Origin of the sequence: Chamaesiphon minutus PCC 6605, from assembly GCF_000317145.1 — a bacterium.
In the GTDB taxonomy this organism is placed as follows: Bacteria; Cyanobacteriota; Cyanobacteriia; order Cyanobacteriales; family Chamaesiphonaceae; genus Chamaesiphon; species Chamaesiphon minutus.
The window spans coordinates 3,658,787-3,684,245 of the sequence record NC_019697.1 but is presented as its reverse complement, the minus strand read 5'-3'; the positions used below and the strand labels follow the sequence as shown (position 1 = coordinate 3,684,245).

General features: G+C 44.8%; 27 protein-coding genes. 10 read left to right on the top strand and 17 right to left on the bottom strand.

Features of this window, described 5'->3' with window-relative positions; genetic code table 11:
• Nucleotides 1–56 precede the first annotated feature (56 nt).
• The 3 genes from atpD to CHA6605_RS16870 all read right to left on the bottom strand — a co-directional run bounded on the left by atpD (nucleotide 57) and on the right by CHA6605_RS16870 (nucleotide 2,876).
• A complete protein-coding gene (atpD, locus tag CHA6605_RS16875) occupies nucleotides 57–1,508 on the bottom strand; it encodes a F0F1 ATP synthase subunit beta (RefSeq protein WP_015160618.1) in 1,452 nt (483 codons plus the stop codon).
• Nucleotides 1,509–1,540: 32 nt separating this feature from the next.
• The gene (locus CHA6605_RS34285) at nucleotides 1,541–1,696 is read right to left on the bottom strand and encodes a hypothetical protein (RefSeq protein ID WP_157260019.1); all 156 of its coding nucleotides are present in this window, start codon (nucleotides 1,694–1,696) and stop codon (nucleotides 1,541–1,543) included.
• 217 nt (nucleotides 1,697–1,913) lie between these two features.
• Nucleotides 1,914–2,876 carry a serine/threonine-protein kinase gene (locus tag CHA6605_RS16870; RefSeq protein WP_157260018.1) on the bottom strand — a complete coding sequence of 321 codons (963 nt, stop codon included), beginning with the start codon at nucleotides 2,874–2,876 and terminating at the stop codon, nucleotides 1,914–1,916.
• Between the two features lie 62 nt (nucleotides 2,877–2,938).
• Between CHA6605_RS16870 and CHA6605_RS35135 the strand changes: the two genes are divergently transcribed.
• Both CHA6605_RS35135 and CHA6605_RS35130 read left to right on the top strand, forming a co-directional pair.
• The gene (locus tag CHA6605_RS35135) at nucleotides 2,939–3,520 is read left to right on the top strand and encodes a hypothetical protein (RefSeq protein ID WP_198288361.1); all 582 of its coding nucleotides are present in this window, start codon (nucleotides 2,939–2,941) and stop codon (nucleotides 3,518–3,520) included.
• Nucleotides 3,505–4,080: a hypothetical protein gene (locus CHA6605_RS35130; RefSeq protein WP_198288360.1), complete on the top strand. Its 576-nt coding sequence runs from the start codon at nucleotides 3,505–3,507 to the stop codon at nucleotides 4,078–4,080. Before CHA6605_RS35135 ends, CHA6605_RS35130 begins: the two co-directional genes overlap by 16 nt.
• Nucleotides 4,081–4,469: 389 nt before the next feature.
• On the opposite strand, the gene CHA6605_RS16860 is transcribed toward CHA6605_RS35130, so the two are convergent.
• The 3 genes from CHA6605_RS16860 to CHA6605_RS16850 form a co-directional block, all read right to left on the bottom strand.
• Nucleotides 4,470–4,853 (bottom strand): VanZ family protein, encoded by a 384-nt coding sequence (locus tag CHA6605_RS16860; RefSeq protein ID WP_041549555.1) that lies wholly within the window; start codon nucleotides 4,851–4,853, stop codon nucleotides 4,470–4,472.
• A gap of 264 nt (nucleotides 4,854–5,117) precedes the next feature.
• Entirely contained in the window at nucleotides 5,118–6,221 is a 1,104-nt protein-coding gene (gene wecB, locus CHA6605_RS16855; RefSeq protein ID WP_015160615.1) for a non-hydrolyzing UDP-N-acetylglucosamine 2-epimerase, read from the bottom strand.
• Nucleotides 6,222–6,610: 389 nt separating this feature from the next.
• Nucleotides 6,611–6,985 carry a hypothetical protein gene (locus tag CHA6605_RS16850; RefSeq protein WP_015160614.1) on the bottom strand — a complete coding sequence of 125 codons (375 nt, stop codon included), beginning with the start codon at nucleotides 6,983–6,985 and terminating at the stop codon, nucleotides 6,611–6,613.
• A 919-nt stretch (nucleotides 6,986–7,904) separates the two neighbouring features.
• On the opposite strand from CHA6605_RS16850, the gene CHA6605_RS34280 reads away from it, so the two are divergent.
• The gene (locus CHA6605_RS34280; protein ID WP_157260017.1) at nucleotides 7,905–8,072 is read left to right on the top strand and encodes a hypothetical protein; all 168 of its coding nucleotides are present in this window, start codon (nucleotides 7,905–7,907) and stop codon (nucleotides 8,070–8,072) included.
• On the opposite strand, the gene CHA6605_RS16845 is transcribed toward CHA6605_RS34280, so the two are convergent.
• Nucleotides 8,065–8,733 carry a fasciclin domain-containing protein gene (locus tag CHA6605_RS16845; protein ID WP_015160613.1) on the bottom strand — a complete coding sequence of 223 codons (669 nt, stop codon included), beginning with the start codon at nucleotides 8,731–8,733 and terminating at the stop codon, nucleotides 8,065–8,067. The two genes, CHA6605_RS34280 and CHA6605_RS16845, sit on opposite strands and share 8 nt — an antisense overlap.
• 212 nt (nucleotides 8,734–8,945) lie before the next feature.
• On the bottom strand, nucleotides 8,946–10,118 hold the full coding sequence (locus tag CHA6605_RS16840; protein WP_015160612.1) for a hypothetical protein: 1,173 nt from the start codon (nucleotides 10,116–10,118) through the stop codon (nucleotides 8,946–8,948).
• Between the two features lie 511 nt (nucleotides 10,119–10,629).
• On the opposite strand from CHA6605_RS16840, the gene CHA6605_RS16835 reads away from it, so the two are divergent.
• Together CHA6605_RS16835 and CHA6605_RS16830 are read left to right on the top strand one after the other, a co-directional pair.
• Nucleotides 10,630–10,860, top strand: coding sequence for a hypothetical protein (locus CHA6605_RS16835; RefSeq protein WP_015160611.1), 231 nt, complete (start codon nucleotides 10,630–10,632; stop codon nucleotides 10,858–10,860).
• 107 nt (nucleotides 10,861–10,967) lie between these two features.
• Complete coding sequence (locus tag CHA6605_RS16830) at nucleotides 10,968–11,255, top strand: hypothetical protein (RefSeq protein ID WP_015160610.1); 288 nt, start codon at nucleotides 10,968–10,970, stop codon at nucleotides 11,253–11,255.
• Between the two features lies 1 nt (nucleotide 11,256).
• On the opposite strand, the gene CHA6605_RS35125 is transcribed toward CHA6605_RS16830, so the two are convergent.
• From CHA6605_RS35125 to bchB, 6 genes are all read right to left on the bottom strand, one after another.
• Nucleotides 11,257–11,697 (bottom strand): DUF6887 family protein, encoded by a 441-nt coding sequence (locus CHA6605_RS35125; protein WP_015160609.1) that lies wholly within the window; start codon nucleotides 11,695–11,697, stop codon nucleotides 11,257–11,259.
• On the bottom strand, nucleotides 11,697–11,876 hold the full coding sequence (locus CHA6605_RS37330) for a DUF6888 family protein (protein WP_015160608.1): 180 nt from the start codon (nucleotides 11,874–11,876) through the stop codon (nucleotides 11,697–11,699). Before CHA6605_RS37330 ends, CHA6605_RS35125 begins: the two co-directional genes overlap by 1 nt.
• Nucleotides 11,877–11,947: 71 nt before the next feature.
• Entirely contained in the window at nucleotides 11,948–14,143 is a 2,196-nt protein-coding gene (locus CHA6605_RS16820; protein ID WP_015160607.1) for a phosphoketolase family protein, read from the bottom strand.
• Between the two features lie 520 nt (nucleotides 14,144–14,663).
• Nucleotides 14,664–16,430, bottom strand: coding sequence for a 2-succinyl-5-enolpyruvyl-6-hydroxy-3-cyclohexene-1-carboxylic-acid synthase (gene menD, locus CHA6605_RS16815; RefSeq protein WP_015160606.1), 1,767 nt, complete (start codon nucleotides 16,428–16,430; stop codon nucleotides 14,664–14,666).
• 14 nt (nucleotides 16,431–16,444) lie between these two features.
• A complete protein-coding gene (locus CHA6605_RS16810; RefSeq protein ID WP_015160605.1) occupies nucleotides 16,445–16,990 on the bottom strand; it encodes a hypothetical protein in 546 nt (181 codons plus the stop codon).
• Between the two features lie 63 nt (nucleotides 16,991–17,053).
• Nucleotides 17,054–18,580 (bottom strand): ferredoxin:protochlorophyllide reductase (ATP-dependent) subunit B, encoded by a 1,527-nt coding sequence (bchB, locus tag CHA6605_RS16805; protein WP_015160604.1) that lies wholly within the window; start codon nucleotides 18,578–18,580, stop codon nucleotides 17,054–17,056.
• Nucleotides 18,581–18,939: 359 nt separating this feature from the next.
• Between bchB and CHA6605_RS16800 the strand changes: the two genes are divergently transcribed.
• The 3 genes from CHA6605_RS16800 (at nucleotide 18,940) to CHA6605_RS16790 (ending at nucleotide 20,920) form a co-directional block, all read left to right on the top strand.
• On the top strand, nucleotides 18,940–19,131 hold the full coding sequence (locus CHA6605_RS16800) for a DUF6888 family protein (protein ID WP_041548204.1): 192 nt from the start codon (nucleotides 18,940–18,942) through the stop codon (nucleotides 19,129–19,131).
• Entirely contained in the window at nucleotides 19,118–19,327 is a 210-nt protein-coding gene (locus CHA6605_RS16795; RefSeq protein WP_015160602.1) for a DUF6887 family protein, read from the top strand. Before CHA6605_RS16800 ends, CHA6605_RS16795 begins: the two co-directional genes overlap by 14 nt.
• 360 nt (nucleotides 19,328–19,687) lie before the next feature.
• A complete protein-coding gene (locus CHA6605_RS16790) occupies nucleotides 19,688–20,920 on the top strand; it encodes an ISAs1 family transposase (protein ID WP_015159932.1) in 1,233 nt (410 codons plus the stop codon).
• A 358-nt stretch (nucleotides 20,921–21,278) separates the two neighbouring features.
• Here CHA6605_RS16790 and CHA6605_RS16785 read toward each other — a convergent pair whose 3' ends face one another.
• The 3 genes from CHA6605_RS16785 to sir all read right to left on the bottom strand — a co-directional run bounded on the left by CHA6605_RS16785 (nucleotide 21,279) and on the right by sir (nucleotide 24,417).
• Nucleotides 21,279–22,196 carry a histone deacetylase family protein gene (locus CHA6605_RS16785; RefSeq protein WP_015160600.1) on the bottom strand — a complete coding sequence of 306 codons (918 nt, stop codon included), beginning with the start codon at nucleotides 22,194–22,196 and terminating at the stop codon, nucleotides 21,279–21,281.
• 254 nt (nucleotides 22,197–22,450) lie between these two features.
• Complete coding sequence (locus CHA6605_RS16780; protein WP_041548200.1) at nucleotides 22,451–22,645, bottom strand: hypothetical protein; 195 nt, start codon at nucleotides 22,643–22,645, stop codon at nucleotides 22,451–22,453.
• A 26-nt stretch (nucleotides 22,646–22,671) separates the two neighbouring features.
• Nucleotides 22,672–24,417, bottom strand: coding sequence for a sulfite reductase, ferredoxin dependent (sir, locus tag CHA6605_RS16775; protein WP_015160599.1), 1,746 nt, complete (start codon nucleotides 24,415–24,417; stop codon nucleotides 22,672–22,674).
• Nucleotides 24,418–24,614: 197 nt separating this feature from the next.
• Between sir and CHA6605_RS16770 the strand changes: the two genes are divergently transcribed.
• On the top strand, nucleotides 24,615–24,914 hold the full coding sequence (locus CHA6605_RS16770; protein ID WP_015160598.1) for a pentapeptide repeat-containing protein: 300 nt from the start codon (nucleotides 24,615–24,617) through the stop codon (nucleotides 24,912–24,914).
• Nucleotides 24,915–24,924: 10 nt separating this feature from the next.
• Entirely contained in the window at nucleotides 24,925–25,149 is a 225-nt protein-coding gene (locus CHA6605_RS16765) for a pentapeptide repeat-containing protein (protein ID WP_015160597.1), read from the top strand.
• The last annotated feature ends 310 nt before the right edge of the window (nucleotides 25,150–25,459 follow it).

Below are 25,459 nucleotides of genomic sequence, written 5' to 3'. Positions count from 1 at the left end.
AGCAATACTAAATTTCAACTCCCAACGCCTAAAGCCTAAAGCCTAAAGCCTAATTCCTAGCCTTTAAGCAATTTCGCGCCTTTTTCTTTCGCTTCGTTGATATCGCCAACGAGGTAGAAAGCTTGCTCTGGTAAATCGTCTAATTCACCATTGAGGATGGATTTGAAGCCTTTGATGGTGTCTTCGAGTTTGACGTATTTACCAGGAGAACCAGTGAATACTTCAGCAACGAAGAAGGGTTGAGATAAGAAGCGTTCGACTTTACGAGCGCGGGAAACGATCAGGCGATCTTCTTCGGCGAGTTCGTCCAAACCGAGAATTGCAATGATATCTTGCAGTTCTTTGTAGCGTTGGAGCGTCGATTGTACGGCACGAGCAGTATCGTAATGTTCTGCACCAACGATCGATGGTTGCAACATCGTCGAGGTAGAAGTCAACGGATCTACTGCGGGGTAAATCCCTTTAGCTGCCAAACCACGCGACAGGGAGGTAGTACCATCCAAGTGAGCGAAGGTAGTTGCAGGTGCGGGGTCGGTGAAGTCATCCGCAGGTACGTATACTGCTTGAATGGAAGTAATCGAACCTTCTTTAGTCGAAGTAATCCGTTCTTGCAAGTCACCCATATCGGTACCGAGAGTAGGCTGATAACCTACCGCCGAAGGCATCCGACCGAGGAGTGCCGATACTTCGGAACCCGCTTGGACGAACCGGAAGATGTTGTCGATGAACAGCAATACGTCTTGCTTGTTGACGTCGCGGAAGTATTCAGCCATCGTCAATGCTACCAACCCAACACGCATCCGCGCTCCGGGTGGCTCATTCATTTGACCGTAAACTAGCGCGATTTTGGAGTTGTTGAGGTTATCTTTATCGATAACTCCAGATTCCATCATTTCATTGTAAAGGTCGTTCCCTTCGCGGGTACGTTCGCCTACACCACCAAAAACCGATACACCACCGTGATTGGTTGCGATGTTGTTAATCAGTTCCATCATGATTACGGTTTTGCCCACACCAGCACCACCGAACAGACCGATTTTACCGCCACGACGGTAGGGAGTCAGGAGGTCGATCACCTTGATTCCAGTTTCAAATACAGAAGGCTTAGTTTCTAATTCCGTCAGCTTGGGAGCATCGCGGTGAATGGGAGATCTGTCTTCAGTGCCTACAGGTCCTTGATTATCTACGGTTTCGCCCAAGACGTTAAAAATCCGACCTAGAGTAGCAGCTCCGACGGGTACGCTAATCGGTGCGCCCAAATCGATGACGTCCATACCGCGTACCAACCCATCGGTGGTGCTCATGGCAACCGCCCGAACTTGGTTGTCGCCTAGAAGTTGCTGTACTTCGCAGGTTACGGACACATCTTGTCCAGCTTCATTTTTACCTTCAACTTTGAGGGCACTATAAATCTGGGGCATCTTGCCACCAGTAAATTCTACGTCCACAACTGGACCGATAACTTGGGTGAGTTTACCCACGTTTGTTTTTTCTGCGGTGGTAGCCATGTGCGCGTTACTTAATTATTGTGTGATTTTGTCTATAGTGTAGGCGTAGCATCGGCTCTAATGAATCGATGCTGCAAATCCAGATCGGCGATCGGGTGTTGGCGATTGGATTTAGAGCGATCGATTTCCCAGCGCGGTGTCAATACCGCACTGGGGCGAAAAGGCAGCATTCTGGAATTTTTTGACATTCCGGAATTGCCAGTTCGCGAGCTTTGCTGGCTCGATGGTAATTGCCGTTGGCTGCTTACTAAATCGAGCCAGGTTTGTTGCTACTCTTAATATTTTGCAATGCTGTTGTTTAGTTTATCACCGAACGCGCACGCTATTATTGGTATTTATCCCGATCCTGGCTAATCTTTGCGCCAATTATCGGCAGTCACGCCCCGATTGCTACATAGCCTGTCGCTAATCCGTCGTAGCGATCCCCAGTGCCCAATGGACGACAGCAGGACTCTCGATTCGATCGGTTGTGGAGACTGCATATTTTCGATCTAAATACGTCCGTAATTTGGCGCGAATCGTGCGATTTTCTAAGGCAGCGAGGACTTGAGTTGCCGAATGATAGCGATCTGCTAGCGAAATTTGGGTCATTTTACTAATAATTTGGCTCAAATCCGTACAGATATCCACATTATCTGCCCAGATCAGTTCGCAAGTTTTCAGATCTACTGGCAATTGGCTCGGTTCTTTACCTGCTAGCAGACAAATACAAGTCATCCCCAGCGCGTAAATATCGCTGGCATAGACAGCGCGATTGGCGAGTTGTTCTGGCGGTGCAAATCCTGATGTGCCAATCGATCTACTGGCATCGCTTATCGTTCGATCGCCCGAACTCGACTTCGCAGCATCGAGATCTTTAACACTACCAAAATCTAACAACACAAAACGGCGATCGGTTTGACACAAAATAATATTCTGCGGCTTGAGATCGCGATGAATTAGATGATGGGAGTGAATGTACTCCAACAATCGCAGCATCTGCACCAAAAAGTTTTCGACTTGTGTGGCGGTGAAGGGCTGCTGCTGTTGAATAGTCTGCGCCAGCACGAACCCTGGAATATACTCTTCGACTAAATATCGATCGCTACCTAGCTCGAAGTAGTCGAGTAACGTAGGAATCTGGGCGTGAGTACCCAAACGACTCAGCGTCAGTGCTTCTAATTCAAATTGCGCGCGCGCGATCGTGACGAGCTGCGGATCGTTAAATTTCGGTGCCAACTTTTTGACAACGCATAGTGGCTGTCCGGGTAAATAAATATTCCGCGCCAAATAGGTAATTCCAAAGCTACTGCGACTTAAGATCGCCTGAATTACATACCGCTTTGCTGACGGGGCGACAGGTCGCCTGAAAACTCGGCAGAGAGACAACTCTAGACAAATAGTATCAAAAAAGATAGGGTAAGAGAGCTTCTTACCCAAAAAACAATTAAATGTTACCAGAATTGTATCATGCCCATTTGTCAGAAAAATTCACACGCGGTAACTACTTATTGACAATTTTATTGATTCAAGTAGTGCAATCTATTAAAGAAGTCACGCTAGAAAGCATCGCAACAAAACTAGCGATGCCAATTAAATTTGAAAGCAGAAGAAAAAAAGTCCAGAGATTTTTATCAAATGATGAATGGGATTTAGATAATGTTTGGTTATCACTAGTGATTGCTTGGATTAAAGGCAATGTCAAACAGAATAATATTATATATTTAGCAATAGATCGAACCAAATGGCAATCAAACAATATTTTGATGGTCAGTATGATTTGGCGAAAGAGAGCAATTCCTATTTATTGGCAAATGCTTGATAAACAAGGGAACAGTACATTGGAAAACCAACAATTAGTATTAACCCCAGTATTCGCTGCCCTATCAGATTATAGCTTGTTGGTACTGGGAGATCGTGAATTTTGTAGTGTTACTCTTGCGAACTGGCTTAGAGAGCAGAAAATAGATTTCTGTTTACGACTGAAAAGAATGTTTGTATCAAGACTGAAGAGGAATTGTGGACTGAACTGAAAAGGCTAGGATTAGAGCCAGGAAATAGCTTTTTTAATCAAGAAGTAACAATTAGAAAAACTGCACCAGTTGAAGGATTTAACCTAGCAGGTAAATGGCTAGGTAAATATCGAAATATTACCACAAAAGAGCCTTGGTATATTCTGACCAGCTTGGCAGATCTACAAGCAGCAGTTGATACCTATGCTAAAAGATTTGGAATTGAGGAGATGTTTCGAGACTTTAAGGGCGGAGGATATAACTTAGAAAAGACTAATTTAACGGGCGAACGATTGAGCAAATTATTGATTTTGCTATCACTAGCATACTTGAAGAGTATCATCCAAGGGATAGATATCAAATCAAAGCAAGTTCAAGAATATCTCGGCAGAAAAACAGAACATCACCGAAAATATGCTAGACATAGCACTTTCTATATTGGACTCTGGGGTGAATCATGGGTCGATTCAACATCTAGTAATTGGCAGGTTGTTGTTGAATTAATGTCTTTGTCCCCACATAAACTACCTAATTATCAACAAGGCTTGAGAGCTATGAGACTTATCCTATCAGCGTTATAGGCGACAAGTCGCCCCGACAGACCGCTTTGCCAAAATCTCGCTGTCGTTTTCCCCCCATCGCCCACCAGAAATTTCCTCATAACTCGATCTCATCCAAGTTGATGAAGTTGGCGCAAAGCTGTTTGGGCTAGCAGACTTACTGACGGCATCAGTCATAAAAAGGTCGATCGGGTTATTACCGACACAACTTAAACAATATATAGCTCAATATCATACTGGTTCCGAACAGAAGTACTCTCAGCCAATTCAAGTATTTTTCAGAGTTTAATACTGCTGGTGCTAACTCAATCGTGCTTCAATTAAACTTTAGTATGGCGATCCGCACTTACCCCCACATAGGTTATGGGCAATTTTCAGCCGATCGATATTTGTGCCCAACTATTTAGTTGCTATCGATCGACAACTGCATTTCTGTTTAACCAAGGTAACCCCGCTAGTGTAATGCCTAAATAATTGGCAGATAAATCGATTAAGTCAAAGGTTCGCAACGGCATCCAAATTTGGGAAATTTCTTCTACTGTCATGGCTACTGCCACGATCGTGCCACCTAACAAGATTTTGAGCCGACCGATTTTTACCTTTCGACCGTTTAATGCGTAATTAAGCAAAAATGTTAAGGTTGCAATCAAAACTAGATGTCCGCATTTATCGCCAAAGGGCAAGTTATTCACTAAGCTGGTAATACTTCTAAGTCGCCCAACATTGCTACCAACAATGATGCTAGCTACAAATAGGAAAAATAAGCAAAAAGGTAGCCAGCGTCTTAAGCGCATATTAATTATGAGATTCGAGCGGTAAGTTCTAATTAAACAATAGCTACCCATCTCTCTCCAGAAAGATCGATCGGGTAAAATGTATTAATTGTTATGGTCAAATATTGTCAATTATGGTGCTTTGTCGAGAGCAGCGGATGGGGGGCAATGCCCAACAGCACAATTTTTGATTTAACCAGACAAATATTTATGGTATTTAATATCAATCGATTGTCGATTTTACGATCGATCTGGGTCGGCAAAATCGAATATCCAACCTAAACCCTACACGCTAAAAAACTGCTCTACAGCATCAAGAATCTGCATCGAAGCCGTCCCGTCGCCGAATGGGTTAATTGCTGTCGCCATCGCTTGATATGCTTGCGGATTGGCGAGTAACTCACTTGCGACGGCGGTAATTCTATCTACATCGGTACCGACTAATTTTGCCGTTCCACCCGTCACAGCTTCGGGACGCTCGGTAGTGTCTCTCAATACCAGCACAGGCTTACCCAAGCTGGGTGCTTCTTCCTGAATCCCGCCAGAATCGGAGAGGAGGAGATAGCTGCGTTGGATGGCTCCGACGAGTTGACTATAGTCGAGGGGTTCGGTGAGAAACACGCGGGGATGCTCGCCCAAAATTTGGGTAAGGGGTTCGCGCACGGTGGGGTTGCGATGCAGGGGTAATAATAAGGCGGTATCGGGGAATTTTTCTAAAATCTGGAGCATTGCCGCACCGATACTTTGTAACGGTTCGCCCCAATTTTCGCGACGATGGACGGTGGAGAGAATGACGCGGTATTTGCTCCAGTCTAAGCCAGGGATATCGCAAGGCGGTTGCGATTTGGCGACGGTGAGGAGCGCGTCGATGACGGTATTTCCCGTCTGATGGATTGCACCTGTGACGCCAGATTTGGAGAGATTTTCGACGGCGAGACTGGTGGGGGCAAAATGTAACTGTGCGATTTGGGAAATTAATCTCCGGTTAGCTTCTTCCGGAAAGGGATTATAGATATTATCCGTCCGCAATCCGGCTTCGACATGCCCGATCGGGATTTGTTGGTAAAATGCTGCTAAGGCGGCAGCAAAAGCGGTGGTGGTGTCCCCTTGCACGATGACGACTTGAGGTTCGATCTCACGAAATAGTTTTTCTAACCCTTGCAAGCTCCGTTGGGTAATATCTGTCAGCGTCTGTTGATGCTGCATGATATCCAAATCCCGATCGGCTTTCAACCCAAAAATCTCCATTACCTGCGCTACCATCTCGCGATGTTGCCCAGTTAAAACTACCTGTGTGGCAAATTTAGCCGATGACTGAAATGTCCGAATCACAGGAGCTAATTTAATTGCTTCAGGACGAGTTCCGAGTGTAAAACAGACGCGAATCATAAGCTCATCTAGGTAGTGAATAGTCAACCCTTGCAGGTGGTGCGGATCTGCGATCTCCGATCGACAATTGAAAGATAACGAGATTTGCACACTATCATCCTACCGCTCCAGACTCTTTCTCGATCGATCTTGCTCTCACCCCAAACCCCTCTCTTGTCGCAGTGGTATGGGCGGGAAACCCGCGCACATTGCGCCGCTCCCGACGGACCATTGCAGCGAGACAGCGACACGTCTCGCTCCGCTCGTCTACAGCGTGTATTGTACCAAGCAGGGTAACAAGGAGTAGCACTAGCAAGAGAAGTCGATCGAAAAGAGACCATAAAAAAGCTCGGCTAATTAGCCAAGCTTAAGATCTGACAGATGAGATGAACAAAACCAACTTACGATCTTTAGGAATCGATATCGCAGGTAAGAGGGCAGGTAGCATAAGTAGTCGTGCTAACAGGATTTGCATCGCCATGTAACCAACTCAACCAGCGAACTTCTTGAGGATGGATTCCCTTAGTTGTGAGTACTGCTGCCCCAACAACTACCGCTAAAATATTTAAGGCGATCGTACCGCCAGCAACTAGTAAAACTGCACTAACAGGCAGAATCGGGTGCAATGTAATCGATAGTAATGCTCCGATGGTAGCCATCAACACAACTAATGGAAAACCAACTACTAACAAGGTCACTGTGAGCGCAAAACACCAAATCAAGAAGCTTTTAGAGATCGCGACGTAACGGCTTTTGTGAATGGTACGAGTTTGAGTTGATTGCATTTTATTGGCTCCGGCTATCTGGATGGATACTGGCTAAAACTGATGTGTTTTCGTCAATCCCATGTCGGGGATCAATTTAAGCTGGTGATATCAATATAGATAATCTATTCAAATAAAAGTAGGTATGTTCAAAAAACTTTACATCATTATTAATCTATGCGGCATTAAATACTTCTGAAAATCTACTAAGGTCGATCGCGCTAAAAGCGAGATTATACGAGATCGATAGCTGCGGTTAATTGCCTCAAATCTAGCTCTAATCGCGACTCTCAACAAAAATCTGTCTTGGTGTTATCCTCTTTGATTATCGGCATTAAGCTCAAAAATTACTCGATTATCTGACAGAGTGGCTGTGCCAAAGAGATGGGAGGATCGATTTTAAAACTGAAAGATTTAATAATTATTTTAAGATCGGTAGATTCGTTGGCGTTGGCGATAACCTGCGGTTAAGTAAAGCCTCCGGGTGAGAGCATCAGGCAAGATTCTGCTAGTGTATTTATTATTTGTAAATACAAAATAATGGCTAGCCACCTGCTTTTCAGGCGATTAGCCATTAATGACGATTGTCTCTATACAAGTTTGCGATCTCAACATAATTGATGGTACCCCATAGCTCCATTCTCTCACCGCAAGCGGTTCGATTCATTAAGCAAGGGGATTCTTGCACAATCCATTGCTGAATTCACAAAGGTGACATCAAGGCACCGCTACCCACTCGGATCGAACGCGAAGCGCGCCACCAAGGCGGTCGCTCAATCCTTGCGTATACTTATCAATTTTTTTATGCTTTCTAAGTCCATCACTCTGCCAGATAGGTACGCTCAACATCCTGCCATTATTTGCCCTTTAGCTGTGACGGATCTAAGCCGAATATGCCCGTTGCCTGGATTTCTCAGTACTAGGATGTTTCAACACGTAGATGGTTGTTTCTACTCACGATCCAATTTTACCATTAGTGAAGCGCATACTGCGGCTAAAGCCGTGGCATCGCTTCACGGCGGCTAAAGCCGCGACAGGCTCGACCCCATCCATGAATGGAGGGGCTTGCGCCCCGCCTTCCGGTCAAATCTTGACGCTCCTTATTTAGGGAGCAAGACAGTATCGATGGCGTGAATAACACCGTTGCTAGCTTTGACATCAGCGAGGATGACGGTGGCGTTATTAACTGTCACTTTTTTGCCTTGGAGCTTGACATTTACATTACTACCTTGAACCGTGGCAACAGGGCCTGCTTTGAGCATCTTGGAAGTGACGTTACCCGAAACGACGTGGTAAGTCAGCACTTTTTGGAGCTGTGCTTTGTTTGCAGGCTTGAGCAGGTTAGCTAGAGTAGCTTTGGGAAGTTTGGCAAATGCAGCATTCGTAGGTGCAAACACTGTGTAAGGGCCTGTACCAGATAAAGTATCGACTAGATCTGCGGCTTTGAGTGCGGTAACCAATGTCGAGAAGTTTTTGTTACCGGAGGCAATATTAACAATCGTTTTACCAGCAGGCTTAGTCGCGGGGGTAGTTGTCATCCCTGGCTCACTCATCGAGCCACCCGCAGGTGTTGGCGATGCTGTTGGCGATGCTGTTGGGGTAGGTGTAGATGTAGGTGTAGGTGTAGGTGTAGTCCCAGGTGTCGTCGTTCCTGGTGTAGTGGTGGTTCCACTTTGAGCGTTACTGGAAATACTGGCCAAAAGACCAGCACCAACAACCGCCACGCCCAAAGCTGCGGCGATCGATTTTTGGAATGTATATCTAGACATGGGAAGAAGACCTAATTAATAAGTATGAATGCTTACTAGAGCTTACGACTTTTAATTAAGTTTTGTGTTCCCGGCATTTGGATAGATTGAGAAATGATATTATTTATTGCGGAATTTAGCGGCTGAATGCGGCACATGTTTCAGGTAGAAGCGAGTAAATTGCGGCAAATCTCATTTGCGATCGAAATATCCAGGCAGCTAAGCATCAGAATTTACTGTTGACAAGTTGCCGGATCGAATCTTACTCGATACTGATAAAGAACTTTTTTATCTCGATCTGCTACAGGTCGATCTCGATCTGCTGTGTTTGCGGCAACTATTGCCGCATCTTTAGCTTTAACCGCCAGCTTGCGATTTTCTGGTGTATCTTCATTCGCAAAAGCAGCAGCATCGAGCGAATCTGGCGTAATATTCCCCAAGACATTACTATTCTGGTTGTCAGGCACTTTATCAAAAGCAACCATATACACGATCAGAGGCGGTTGTCTGATTTTTGGACAAGATATCCCCGGCGGATATGGTTGCTGTAAATCTTTAGGTGTATAAACTACAAGACCAGGATATTTATTCCGATATTCTATTTCTTTGGCCAGAGCTGCTTGTGCGTATCCACTACCACTGTTATTCCCCGCTCCTCCAGCTTGTGGCGACTTTGTAGGCAGGGTTGTGGTAGTTGAATCGGGCGAAGTGTTTGGTTGTTGCGAGCTTGGGGGTTGCTGAGTCTGAGTATTTGGGTTAGTTGTTGGCGTAGTGGTGGAAGTATCGGTACCGTCGTCATCCGTTGCTGGCTTGGGTTGTGGGGTTGGTGCGGTAGTTTTTTTAGGTTGTGGCTGAGTTTTGGGCGGTGGCGATTGCTGCGCTACTGTTTTCTTGGGAGTATTGCCTTTTTTGGTAGGTGGTTTGGTAGGTGTAGGCGTTGGTTTGAAAACAGCATCGGGGTCGAAGATGGCAGAAGTGGATGGCTTTTGCTGTGCTGCTGTTTGCTCTTTCTTCCCCGATGGTGGTTTACTAGTATTCGGCGTGCGGACTGGTGAAAAGGGGATGGTTTGTGGAGCGGTAGAAAACTGTGGCGTCGTTGGTGCTACAGATGGGCGAGTGGTAGGAGTTGGTAGGGTGACAGGAGGTTGTGGGACGGGAGTTGGTGGTGCTTGGGGGATGCGTTGCAGTTCGTTGGGAGTTAGTTGTACCACTTTAACCGTAGTGGGGCCAGATTTTTTGCCTTCTTTTTCTGGCTGGGTGAAGAAGGGTAGGGTAGTGCCAATGATGGCATGAAGTGCGATCGATCCGAGGATCGCGATCGCTGTCGGATCGGCTAGAACGTCTAAAAAGTTTTTGCGGGTGGAAGATTGATACATATTAACCGTAAACGCTAACTGCTCAGACATCAGGACTAGGCGATTTTCTCCTCAGCGGATGTCTACGCCTGGAACGGGGCGAACATCCTTTGCATTGTAGGCACAGACCGATTGAAGATGGTTTCCGCTCCTCTGTACCTACAACAAATCGATATGGATAGGAGCAGGCTTCTGCGGCAGCAAGTGTCATGCATAATGGCAGACTAAGGCGATCTCTGAGAGTAAAAATACCCGTAACGTTGGTTTCGAATTCGCTCAACCAATCAATTAGTCTAGAGTTGAGTGAAGTTGTTGGCGTAGCCTCTCCGTCAAGAGAAAACTTGTCAACGTGGGTACTTTCTTTCTGGGAGATCTCCTAAAGCCAACGAGAACCAAGTTGCAATGCCGCTTTGTCTATACCTACGCTCGATTCCCCGATACCCATTCTAAACTACATCTGGCGATCGCGAGTCGCTGTTTAAATTCGTAGTAAATAGCAGCGGTTCGATCGATTTTTTGTCATAATTATTGAGATATATTAATTTTTTGAAATAAGTTACCAATGCTCGGAGAATTGAAGTCTTTTCGACGAAATCCGCTGCGCTGGCTGAAGCGGCGGTACCTACGCTGGGTAGCACTGAGCTACTGGAGCTACCGCTGGCTCATCAGTCGCGATACCGAGCGACAGTTCGCACAGGTGCAAATTTGGCGAGTAGCCGCAGGCTTCGATCTCGCTGCCTGGATGGTAGCCATGGAAGATTCGGTTAGGCCAGAATACTGGGGTATGATGTAGCTCTCTGGCGATCGATACTCAATTCTTTGAACCTTGATGTATTCCATTCTTTTGATAGGATTGACCCATCAAATATTTTTTCACTCACATGCATTCAGAATTTATGTATGAATGATATGACATCTCTAGAATTACGTAGTCATATACTAGACTTGGCAATCAAACATAATGATAAGACTGTAAAACAATTAGTAAATTATCCTAGCTCTTTACTAATAGCAATGCAACAGTACAAAGACAATCTCAATCCTAGCTATACCGAGATTTACAAAATTTTTGAATCAGGGCTACTATTATCTCCATCAGAAGTAGATCTCAATTGGCTCAAAAATCAGAATAATAGAGATAGAGCCGATGGAATTTTACTTAATCAACTCACCTACTGTATAGCTTAAACTATGATTTTTGAGAAATCCAACCTTTCAGTACTGCCTTCCCAACATTGAGATATTTATCTTCTAAAGCAAGTTCGTCAATTGCCGTCTCTCCACTCGATCGCAATGCTGCAATAACTCTTTGTTTCAGTTCTGGCTTAGTAGCAATATTGATGTAAGCAATTTTTTCTGCTTCATTGGTAGTTGGATTTGTTCTCTCTAGCTGTTTAAGCAGTCGCCGAATTTCTTGCGCTACCCGAGCTAATGGCTTAGACTTCTTCGTGATATGAGCGATAAATTCAGGATAATTGTCTAAATCCTGTGGTGATTTTAACGCTGGCATTTCTGTCCAGTTTCCTACTTCATGTAGCAAATCGACATAAGCATAAAAAGCTGCATCGTCATCCCGATTAGCGAGAACATAGTTGTGTAATTCTTTGCGACTCATTTGTCGATAGTCCATTACAAGTATCTCCACCTACCGTTAGGATATATTTCGATAATATTCTCTTCACCTGCCAAAAAGAAGATATTTCCAGTTCTTCGATCGAGGCGAACCATATTAATTGGCAAGTAAAAGTTAGTAAATCGGCAACATAGTGCGTAGCACTGTGCCATTTGTGTTTCTGTAGGGTTTGGCATGTGTAGAAATTATAACATTTGCATTAAAAAATCCCCATCTCCACTTAGAGACAGGGATAAACCTAAATCACTTACTTAATCAACTCTAATCCCCGCTTACAAATAGCCTCAGCAGTGATGCCATTAAAGGCCATCAATTGACCCGCAGTCGCGGTAGTTTCGCCACGTTTCCAGGCAAAAGTATCGCGAGGCGAATTCGAGCGCAACATCACAGGTTCTAACATTGCAGGTGCGCCACCTGTGACGCCGATGAGGGCACTACCACCGAAGATTTCGGCAAACTTAGCGTCGGAGAGAAAAGCACCGTCTGGTTCGCTACAGGTGTCCCAAGCGACATCGCTAGGGCGATAGAGACGACGCGGGTTGATAATCGAAACGATTTTCGAGCCGATGCCCTCGGTTTTTAAAAACGCAGCGGCTTCAAATACTGGTGCTAGCGTCATGTCGCCGATGACTGCGAAGACTACTTGCTTATCGCCTGGAGTTTCTTGTAACACTACCGCGCCATCTTCTAAACCTTGGCGAGTTTGGGCGAAGGTGGTGCGGATGGGTAAGGGTGATTTACTAGCGGTGATGACTACGCCTTTATTTTGGGTAGTTAATGCCCAGTCATAGCAGACTTGGATGCTATTCGCATCGGGTGGGAAGACGGGGAAGACGTTACCATTGCGCATCATCGAGGCGAAGTAAGCTTCGATTTCGGGGCGTTGGTGCGTCCAACCGTTGCGCCCCTGTTCGAGTGCGCCTGCGGTGTAAAGGGTGATGGTGGAAGGGGTCGGGCGGCGCAATTCTGCCATTGCTTGCGTAACAGTTTGCCAGATGGGTAAACCATTAATCGCGAAGGATTCGTAGGAACACCACAGAGTACGCGCACCCATCAGAGCTAATCCAGCGGCGAGTCCCGCGCAAGCGTCTTCGCTTAGGGGTTCGTATACTTGCCCAGTGGGTGCTTGGAAGTAGAGATCGTCGGTGGTGGGGTGGATGATTTTCAGGGCTTGGTTGATATTGGCAATCCCTGAAGCTTCGTTCCCGTCAGCGTTGGTGACGAGGAAGTTTTTATCCTGTTGTCCGACGTAGCCGACTAGTCGCCCCATTGCAGTGGTTGAGACTTTGGCTTCTCCTATTGCGTATTCTTCGAGGGGGAGGGTACCGATGCTAGGTACTGGGAAAACTGATTCGGTAGTGGCTACTTTAGAAGAGGAACCGCCACCAGCGCGTTCGCAGTTAGTCCGCACTAGTTCCCACGCTTGGAGATGGAGGGCGCGATTTTTCAAGCCAGTGACAATGTCGGCGTTATCGAGGGTATGGTGAGCGTAGAGGTTGTGAGATTTTGAACCTGTCGCGTGAACGCCTGCACCTTTGAGCTGTTTGATGATGAAGACGGTTAATTTGCCACTCATGGCGGATTTAGCCGCTTTATCGACACCCGCTAAGATCGCTTGAGTAAAAGCTAACCGTTTTTCTAAGGAGAACAACGTGCTATCGACATATTCACCCGATTGATTCTTGTCGTCAAAATCCTTGGCATTTACCATAATGACTTCCTCAAAACCGTTACCTTGCCAATAACTGAGCATCTCCTGGTTAGTCTTGGTAGACACCATACTATGATGCTCCTGACTATAACCATTCCAAACCAGGACGGGTAAGAAATTAGTCACTGTCGGGAATGCAGTGTGGAAATGCTGCATCGCACTGATAATATATGGCTCGCCCAAGCCACCATCGCCGACGGTGAAGGGAAATAATTTATCCCGATGCAGTTTCGCCGCAGCCATGGCGAAATGTTGCCCTTGACCGAGTGGCCCCGCAGGCGCGAGAATACCAGGGATAAAACCGGACAAGTGCCCGATCAATCCATCTTTTTCGCGGAACTTATCGCGCAATTGTTGCACGGTATCGATACCCATCGCTTCCAAAGACCTGTCGAGAAACATGGCACTATAGAATCCTGGCGCATGATGTCCGACTTCAGTCAGGATATTCTTGTGTCCGAGCATCACCAATGAAGCGTAGACTTCTGCTTGGCTGGCAAATCCGCCAGGATGTCCCGATGCTTTGCTGGCGCAGACTTGAAGAGTGAGATAGCGGAGCGCATCGGCGTAGAGCAAAGTTTGAAAAGCAGCAGCGGGATTGCTAGAATCAGCGATGCACGTTTGCCCAGCAGCGATAACTGGCGTTTTACCATAAGTATCGAATCCTGGGAGCAATTCCCCAAAATACTGAATTCCCTCGGCAAAGGCTGGAGTCTGAACCGCAGTAGTCATAAATATAGTCGCCTTAAAATAGAAGATATGCGATCGATGCTACCAGCTATTCTGGGTCAGTGGCGCATTTTCAGAGTGGCCTATCTACATTTAGTATCATTTAAATACCAAAGTACGAGGATAACGGAACACTTACTGGCAAACCAATGATATTACTTAAGGTAACTTGTCCATCAATGGGGCATATTCGTATCCGCAGAGTCCCACCGGAGATGACGAGCGCAGACGCAGCAATTACTTGGGTAAATCATGGCATTCATCCTGACAAATTTACTATCCAAACTTGAATTAAAATGAGACCCCGATCATTCAATTTTCATACAGGGTTTCGGCAAAATCAGGGGACTTGACTAGATCGAATTGGATAAAAAGATCGGTTAGTTTCACAATGCTTGTGTCGTAATCAGCTAATCGAATTACCAGAAAATGTCGCTATTGTACTGAGTTGAGTAACTGGAAATCTGAATGGTATCCATCCCGACAAGTTTACCATTCAATCTTGAATAAAATTTAGATGTATTTAATCGATCGATTGCTGAATTGCTTGCCAATTGCCACTACTACACAGCCGCATGAGATCCTGATGTAAACTGAGGTTTTCAGATCGATCGGTTGTAACTTCAACGATTGCACTACGATTTTTTGCTAGTGCTTGCTGATAGTTATGAATAAATTCATCTCGGTTTAGCGGATGATAATAATCTAACTCAAACATTGCTGCTACTCGATCGAATTTCAAACCATGAGGCGTACCAAAATAAGGCTCGAACAGATCGGTGGATTTAGCGATCGGTAAAAAAGAGAAAATTCCCCCACCATCATTGTTGATAATTACCACAATTACTGGTTGCAAATTGTGCTGTAATAAGGCTAATGAATTTAAGTCATATAAGCTCGATAAGTCTCCCACGATCGCAGTGATAGGAGCCTGTAAACCCACTGCAAATCCAGTCGCCGATGCAATTGCGCCTTCAATACCACTCGTACCCCGATTTGCCCCGACTCGCAGACTTATTGACGGGAAATCTTCAGCACTTGCACCGACACCAAACATATCCAAATCGCGAATTGGCATACTATTCGATACCCACAAGCCATGTTGACTGGGGATGAGTTCGGAAATAGTTCGAGCGATGAGGGGTTCGGTTAATTTTGAGGTTTTTAAAAATTTAGCGGCTGTAACGCCGATTCTGTCTGATGCCGATCGCAATTTTTGCACCCATGTTGAGGGGGAGAGCTGTGGTAAATGCTGAGATAATCGATCGCACAGATAGGTAATGTCAGACTCGATTCTGAAGGACACTAGATGGTTAGGATCGTAACGATCGGGATTATTCGCGATCGCGATATAATTTGTCGGTGGATGTTTTTCGATCCATTTAAACCACTGCGCTGAGACAATTTTCGTCCCAATTTGGACGATCGTATCGATCTGTTCTAACTCTACAGCAATATCTGTCAGCAATAACCGATCGAAGTAGTGGATTAAATTTGGGAAATCTTGGCACAATCTCAACCCCGACTGAATATCGGCAAATATTGCCCAATTTAATCGTGCTGCTAACTTTATTACAGCTTTAATTTCTGCTGTAGATTTTAACTGTCCGACAAAAAGTATCCCCCTCTCGGTGGATGCGATCGTTTCAATGAGAGACTGAATTTCGGCAATAGCCGGAATAGTTAATTTAGCTGCATAACGCGTATATGGCGCTCGATCTTCATGCCACTTTACCAAACTCGCAGGTATTTCTACATGTGCATCTGTAGGTGCTAATGGTTCCCGAAACATGCAATTGAGATGTACGACTCCGCCTGGAGCTTGTCTGGCTCTAGATATAGCCAGATCGATCGTTGTCAACACTACATTGGGGCTAATTTCGGCTGTAGGGCAAGGTAAATCGAATTGCCAGGTTGGATAATTTCCATACAAATTCACCTGGTTAATCGTCTGATTTGCCCCCGTCTGACGTAATTCTGGCGGTCGATCGCTAGATAAAATAATTAGGGGAATATCATCGATCGATGCTTCAATCACTGCGGGTAAATAATTCGCCGCCGCCGTACCAGACGTACAAATTAATACTGCTGGATTGCCTGTCGCGCGAGCGTATCCGATCGCATGAAAACCTGCTGCTCTTTCGTCTAAACAGATAATTTTATTCGCTTGTGAATTTTGAGCTACAGCTACAGTTAATGGTGTCGATCGAGAGCCGGGAGAAATGACAAAATAATCGATACCATTTCTCACCAACTCTTCAATAATTAAATATCCCCACAGTTGATTCATTTTGGCAAGAGCGATTAACAAGATGATGATATTAAGTCGATCGACGTAATTAAATCATTACGGGTTTTAAATCCCAATCCACCAAAACTGCTATTGATATAAACCAATGGATATTTGTCATTTCCATCTGCTTTAAAGTTAGCATATGCTTGTTTAGCTTGACTCTTACGATTGCCGACTCGAATTCCTTCGCTAGTTCTATAAGCTGGATTTGAAGTATAAATAGAGTGAATTCGAGCATTATTTTTAGTACTGCCCAGCATGAATACTTTTAGCTTATTGTAGGTCAGATCGGTCGTATATCGTTGGAAGCATGTATCATCATATTGCTGCTTAATCTGCCGAGGTTTGCCTAATATCTTTGTCACCTCTCTAGTAGTCATACCTAGCTTCAAACCACCGATCGATATTTTTGATACATCGATTGTTTTTTTTATGTTACTTACTAGAGAAGTATTGCGTTCGCTCTTGTCGATAGTGCTATCGGCAAGAGATGCGGGCATAATTTTAATACTAAATCCAAGAGTGAGTGCCAGTAACAGCACAGATTTTACTTGCATAATAACTAAGTTAATTTAAATCTTACTCCCTCCCCTTTAGAAAGAGAGGGAGCAAGAAATTTACTAAGCTCCAACTGCTTCTTTTGCTGCGTACATTACTTCTAAAGTGATCGTAGTTTGACCCCGATCGCGTGCAAACTTCTCGGTATTGCGTTTGACTTTACCGCGCACAAACCCAGGAACTTTATTCAGTTCTGCTTGAGCTTCTTTATTCCAACCTAAGTCAGAATCAGCCGAGATCCCTTTAGTAATTACTTCTTTAGTATCGTGTCCGCCGAAGATTTCTAACAGGTGATCTTCCATACCCAATGTGAACGAATTGTAGATTAAATCTACAACTTGATTGGTGCCTTCATAACCCAAAAATGGCTTATATCCGATTGGAAAATTCTGAACGTGAATCGGTGCCGAAATTACGCCAGTAGGAATATTTAAACGTTTACCGACGTGTCGTTCCATTTGCGTCCCAAAAATTGCCGAAGGCTCACTATTTGCAATGCGATCGCCAATTAAGCCATGATCGTCGGAGATAATTACTTCATCACAATATCCTTCAACTTCCTTACGGAACCATTCTTCATCTGGCTTGCAAAAAGTCCCCGCCCAGACGACATGAATCCCCATTTCGCGGGTGAGAATCTTGGTAATAGCTGCTGCGTGGGTAGCATCGCCATAGACAACGGCTTTTTTACCAGTTAAATTCTGACAATCGATCGATCGAGAGAACCAAGCGGCTTGGGAAACGTGAATAGTTTGCTCGTTGATAAAGTCTTCGTAATTTACATCCGCACCACCCGCAGTTAAGATCGTTTGAATCTTGCGAATGCAGCGTGCGGTTTCGACGACACCCATGGGGGTAATATCGACGCAGGGCATCCCAAATTCAGCAGCGAGGTAATCTGTGGTCATCGGCCCTAATTCGCGGTAGGGAGCCAGGTTAAACCAGGCTTGGGGCAGACTGCGAAGTTCGTCAACGTTGGCACCTTCAGGGATAATCGCATTGACGGTAATCCCCAATTCACCCATCAACTTCTTGAGTTCGGTGCAGTCATGATTATTGTGGAAAGCGAGGGTGGAAATCCCGATGATATTTACCGAAGGCTGCGCCGTCTTCTCGGTGACTAAATTGCCCTTCTTACGTGCCTTCTCGATATAAAACTGGACGATCTGCTGTAGAGTGCGATCGGCAGCCTGCATCTCGTTGAAGCGATAATGATTGACATCCGCCAGCAACACATCGGCTTTAGCTTCCAGCGACGCGCGTTGGACAAAGTTGGCGAGATCTTCTTGAAGGATGCTCGACGTACAAGTCGGCGTAAGGACGATCAGATCTGGATGCTCCTCAGCATCCTTGCGGGTGATATTATCGACCACCTTCTCCTGCGAGCCGCGCGAGAGCACATGTCGATCGACTACACTAGTCGTCACTGGTGTAAAATCCCGTTCCCGCGACAGCATCGATCGCATCACGTTAAAGTAATCATCGCCGATCGGCGCGTGCATGATCGCATGAACGTTTTTAAACGAAGTCGCCACCCGCAAAGTCCCAATATGAGCGGGAGCAGCGTACATCCAATAAGCTAATTTCATATATCTTTATCCTTTAGTCCCAGTCTACCGTTCGATTCTGTTTAGATTGTCGCAAACAAATCGGGGTTCGGACGCGACCTCTGTAAAAATTTAACTTAATATCTAGCAACAATAGCAAAATCGCTACAAGTCAATCCAGCATTAGCATATTACCGCTAGAAGTTTGCATAAATCATCAAATTATTTGTAATAATTATCGATCGTTTATTTGAATATTCTCGATCGTAAAGCAAGACAGCCTGGACATCGATCGGGTTAAAATTGGCTGAAGCCCAGATGGTATCTACTGAATAGCATACTGAATCTACCGTACTCCTTTGCGGTATGGTTGTATTTGCTATTATGTAAATATTCAGCGTATGCCTACTGTAGAACAGGCTTTTGCCTGCGTCAGAGTGTGTCAAATGCTCTCAAATGGATACCAACCGATCCATGTATTTCGGTACAATCCGAATACCAAAACAGTGTTTATCCTCACAGGTGCAACCGAAAGCCTCGAAATTTTAATTTTCCCCAATGGTCAATGGAGGTTTAATAATGACGAAGCCTAACTTCGATAGTATGACTCGCCAAGAGCTAAGAGAGTATATTTTGCAGCATCGAGAAGATGATGACGCGATCGAGGCTTTGATTAATAAGGGAAATCCTAATAGTCCAATATACAAGTTTCCACAGACAGATGAAGATTTGCGAGAAATGGAAGTAATTTTAAAGCAAAAACTAAATAGCATTGAGGGCAAAATCTAGGTATTCGGTTTCAAATCGAGCGGTTAGATGATGCCTCAAATCTAGATGGTGGTTACTGCCCACTCTACTATTTTGCTACTTTAGCCCGACTTGCGCCTTCCCCATCAATTTACTATTTTGGAAGGTTGCATTGGCGTTAGATATGCCGCCATTATTTGCCCACTGTAAAATTTTCATTTCTACATTGCCCACTTTAGATTCGCTGAAAACAACAGACTTTGCGCCAACTATTTTCTCAGATTGCACGGCTAGCGCACCTCAAACCCTATTGACAAAGGGATTGCTGCTGAGGGCTTCTATTTGAGAAAGATCTGAGCTAGGGTAGGTACGAGCGTCCATCTAGCGATTACAGTGAAAGTAATGCCGACACAAGTAGAAAAGAAGAAGCAAAAAACTGAAACAGTCGGAGCGACGAATTTAGACAGCCAAGAAATTACAAAGAAGTTTGGGCAATACTTTCAAGATATTAAAGATCCCAGAACCCAGAGGACGAGAGTACATCTACTCAAAGACATTATCACCATTGCCATCTTGGCAGTAATCGCAGGAGCAAAAGGATGGGAGGATATGGAAGAGTATGGTGTGAATAAGCAAGAGTGGTTAAGTACATTTCTAGAGCTACCAGGCGGAATCCCCAGCGCCGACACATTTAGAAGAGTATTTGAAAAAATCAATCCCAAAGAATTAGAGCAATGCTTTCGGCTGTGGGTGCAATCACTAATTGAGCAACTAGGAGTGGAAGTAGTCGCCATTGATGGTAAAACCAACAGAGGTTCATACGACAGGGCATCTGGGGTCAAAGCGTTGCACATGGTGAGTGCATGGGCGAGTGAGCATCGATTGGTCTTGGGACAAACAAAAGTCAGTGCTAAATCTAATGAAATCACAGCGATTCCCGCATTATTAGAATTGCTAGACATTCAAGGCTGTATCATCACTATCGATGCAATGGGCACGCAGAAATCGATGGCGACGAAGATTACTGGAGCAAATGCCGATTATGTGTTAAGCCTTAAGGATAATCATCCAACACTACACCAACAAGTCAAAAGCTGGTTTGAGACAGCACAATCACAGGGGTTTAAAGGCGTAGATGTCAGTATTAGTCAGCGGGTGGAGAAAGGACATCATCGGATTGAAAACCGGAAAGTTTACACTGTCCCTGTTTCACAACTACCATTGCTGTATCAACAAGACCAGTGGAGTGGACTGCAAACAGTTGTGATGGTTGTACGCAAGTCTCAGTATTGGAACAAGACCACTCATGAAGTCCAATTTTACCTAACCAGTCTTCTCAGCGATGCCAACCGGATTGGTAGTGCGATTCGCCAGCACTGGGGGATTGAGAATTCTGTCCATTGGACATTAGATGTCACCTTTGATGAGGACAAATCTCGCATTCGTTCTCTCCACGGTCCGCAGAATTTTGCCGTGTTACGTCGCCTTGCACTTAATGCCTTAGAACGTGAGACATCTTTTCGGCGTAGTATTCGTCAAAAGTCCCGGCGAACCGCGATGAATGACCGCTATATGCTTGCTGTCTTATCTGCGGCTGTTCCCACTTCCCATCCAAGCACATCCGCTTGTCAATAGGTTTTGAGATGCGCTAACCGTGTCTCAGATTGCTCTATTGTCATCCCATTCTGAAGTTGGTTGAACTCTTCTAACGTGATTACAGGTTTTTCTGTAAGCGTTGATACTGTAGAACATGCAGATAAAACAAAAGTCAAGAATGCTAATATTTTTGTTTTCATTGTAAATTGATATTATTATCGCACAAATAATATTAAGTCTTTAGAGATCATGTCAAGATCCTGATGCGAATTTTATCACTATCTCTGGTTATTTATAGAACCACTTCATTGATTTATTAATTGCTTAAATGTAAAAATCCCAATATCTTTGATGTAGACAATATCTACTGTACAGGTTTTAGGAGTTATGTATTTAGTTACAATTTATATTTGTGATAAACCTTACTAGCCGATCGATGCAGTAACGAATGTCGATAAACTAAACTCGGAATATTTTCAGCATAGCCACCACCAATCACACAGGCGACTGGATAACCTTGAGATACGCAAGTATCTAACACATAGAAATCTCGATCGAATATGCCAGTATTAGTTAATGCTAGTTTGCCCAACCTGTCACTAATATGCGGATCTACACCCGCATCGTATAAGACTAAATCCGGTTTCACCTGTGATAATAAATCGGGTAAATATTGCGAAAGTGTTTTTAAATACTCCGCATCTTCCATTCCTTCCCGCAGGGGGACATCGAGATCGCTGGTTTGTTTCTTGCTGGGAAAATTCACGTCGCAGTGCATCGAGAAGGTAAAGACACTCGGATCTCGTTGAAAAATCGCCGCCGTACCATCACCTTGATGGACATCGAGATCGACGATGAGAATCTTTTTGGCTAATCCTAATTTTTGGATGACGCGAGATGCGATCGCCAGATCGTTAAAGATGCAAAAGCCCGAACCCATATTAGCAAAAGCATGATGGGTGCCACCTGCTGTATTACAGGCGATGCCATGTTCGATCGCGAGTTTCGCCGTTAGAATCGAGCCACCGAGGGCGATACAAGTCCGATTGACGAGTTCTGGACTCCAGGGTAACCCGATGCGCCGTTGGGCTTTGGGATCTAATGTGCCTGTATAATAAGCCTGAATATAAGCCGGATCGTGAACTAATTCTAGCCATTCCGTCGGTGGTAATGTGGGGGCGAATGTTTGTTCTGTGGTGACTAATCCATCTGCTAATAATAGTTCGTACAATATCCGAAATTTAGACATCGGAAAGCGATGACTATCGGGTAAAGGTACTACATAATCGGGATGATAAACGATCGGAACTGACAAAATTGCTATTAATATCTACAAGACTTGCGAATGGATTCTAACGTAGTTCGATTCTGGAGATCCACCACCCAGCTACTCTTAGGAACTCATAACCATAGAGCTTCGCGACAATGATTGACTTGCTAATGCTATGGGCAGCTACACAAATCGAACGAATATCTTCGATTTCTCGTACTGACTTGTACTTGACGATCCATTTCAACGGCAGAATCCTAACGAATATAATCCTCGTTTAACTAGATTAAAAGCTATCATTAGAAACTATCGAGATCGACCTGAAGCAATAGATTTATTAGTCGATCGACCCAAAAACGATCCTGACGAACAGGTGCGGAAGTTTGCCGAACAAGAATTAGTGAGATGGCGATCTCGATTGACTGATTGAGAATGTACTCAAATGAATCATCGGGTAGGGGCAATTCATAAATTGCCTCTACCCGATGATTCATTTGAGATGAAGGTAAATTCGCATTCGTTAATGCTTGCAAACCTCGCGAATGGATGCTAACCCAACGCGGTTACAAAAATCGCCAAAGCCTTCGTCAGGCTTACGATCGATCTTAAAATACTCCAACATCGGCGTGAAGAAAGTCTCCAGATCGTTGATGTGCATCCGATCGGTGTAAACCTGCGCCAAACGCGTCTGAGCGGGACAACCAGCCAGCCACACTTGATAACTTTCGGGGAAACTACCGACGAAACCGACTTCTGCCATATAGGGACGCGCGCAACCATTGGGGCAACCAGTCATGCGGATGACGAATTGCTCGTCAGGTAAGCCTAATTTGTCCAAGAGGGCGCGGAAACGCTCGTTGACGCTTGGAGCCACGCGTTCGGATTCGGTGACCGCGAGGCCGCAGGTAGGTAGGGCTGGGCACGCCATTGAGTAGCGAACGAGGGTATCGATTTTGGTGGGATCTGGTTCGACACCATTGGCGATGAGGATTTTGTCGATTTTATCTCGATCGGCTGGTTTAATATCATAAATCAGCACGTTTTGATGAGGGGTCACGCGCATCGGGATTTGATACGTTTGGACGATTTCTCTTAATGCGGTGCGAAGTTTAAAATCGCCATCATCTTTAATCCGCCCATTGACGACTGAGATACCTAGAAATAGCTTGCCGTCGCCTTGTTCGTGCCAACCCAAAAAGTCTAGATATTTAAATGCAGGAAGTTGCTTGAGCGGTTGAATTTTTTTGCCATAATATTCTTCAACCTTGGCTTTAAATTTAGCCACACCCCAATCGTGAATGAGGTACTTCATCCGCGCGTGACGACGATTGGTGCGATCGCCATAATCGCGTTGGGTAGACACGATCGCTTTAACTAAATCGTAGATATTTGCTTTAGTTACATAGCCGATCGGATCGGCAATCCGCGCGAAGGTTTCTTCTTTATTATGGGTACGTCCCAATCCGCCACCAGCATAAACATTAAAGCCCAATAATTGTCCTTTAGGATTAGTAATTACTACCAATCCTAGGTCTTGAGAGAAAATATCGATCGAGTTATCGCCTGGTACGGTAATCGCAATTTTAAATTTGCGAGGCATGTATTGCATCCCATACAGCGGTTCTGCATCTCCAGGGAAAATTGTAGGATCGAGATCCTTCGTTAATGCTGCTTTGACTTCCGGTGCTGGTTCGCCGCTAATGACTTTTTCTCCATCCAGCCAAACCTCATAATATGCACCTGATTGGGGCGTCAGCAGATCGGCAATGCGATCGGCATACGTCAAAGCATATCTATATTCTGGCTTATTTTTGAAGGGTGCTGGGGGTGCCATGACGTTGCGGTTTAAGTCGCCACAGGCACCGAGGGTAGAACCCATATTTTGGACGATCGCAGTGATGGCTGGCTTGAGGTTTTTCTTAAGAATGCCGTGCATCTGAAAACCCTGGCGGGTAGTCGCGCGGATGGTTTCGTTCCCATAGTCGCTCGCCAATCGATCGAGTGCCAAATATAATTGGGGTGGGATAAAGCCGCCAGGATTGCGCGTCCGCAACATCATTTGATAATCTTTTTCTTCACCTTTAACGCGATTATCGCGATTATCTTGCTGATAAGAGCCGTGAAACTTGAGGATCTGAATTGCGTCTTCGGTGAAATAATTTGTATCGAGGAGTAGCTCGCTGGCAACAGGTTCCCGCAGATAGTTACTATCTGTCTTTAAATGTTCTACTTTGGCGAGTTTTTTGGGTGTGGAAGTGGTAACCATACTGAGTTTAGGGATACTGGCAGGCGAAGATCTAGTCTATAGTAATCCTAAGTCACTTAGATCCATAGTCTATTTATTTTAACGCTCCTACGATCCGCCGTTTCAGTAGGAATTCTAAAATAAATGCAGAGGTTCCCGATCCTCATGTGGGGATTATCTACCTGCGATCGCTGTATTACTATCCAAAGAGTGAGAATATGACTGCTGAAGAGTTGTTGAAGCGTTATGCGGCTGGGGAGAGAGATTCCAGTGGAGTCGAAATTCAAGCCTCTGACGAGTTGGTGGGTGCTAATTTGGCTGGTATTAATTTGAGTAGATCTATCTTGGCTGAAATGATTTTGGAGCGAGTCAATTTTGGTGGTGCCAATTTGAAAAATACTAATTTTGGGCAAACCGATCTGAATGGAGCTAATCTCCAAAGAGCTGACTTAAGTGGAGCTAACATTACTTTTGAAAGTTTGGACAATGCTGACTTGACTTATCGGAGCTTATATTAGTAGTACTGATATGAGGAATGTTAATTTCACTAGATGCAACTTGACTGGAGCCGAAATCAGCCATAGTCCTGATTTTGACGGACCTTATTTTTTTAAATGCACATTCAGCGACACGATCTTGCCCGATGGTAATATTGCTGTTGACGATAGTTTTGAAATCGGCGATAGTTCCTATTTTGCTGAGTGCATCTTCAACAACACTTATCTATCTGATGCAGATATTGATGATATTTAACTATTGGTAGACAAGGTTGCTTAGTTTTATTCTGCCAGTATTCCAGTAAATAATTAATGTCAGTTCGGCTTAAGGATCTTTGATGCAAGGATTGCTAGCTCCGCTTCCGCACCGCCCTCAAATGAATTTGGGGCTAATGGCAAAAGTCCACTGAAGTGGACTGGCGGAAATCTATCAGTCCACTTTAGTGGACTTTTGTTATTAGCCCGAACTTATAGTTCAGGGCGGTGTGAGAACGAAGCATTCACATCGACTATCCCCAAATCTCGATCCATCAACACGATCGAGGCGGCTTGTACTAAGCTAGAAA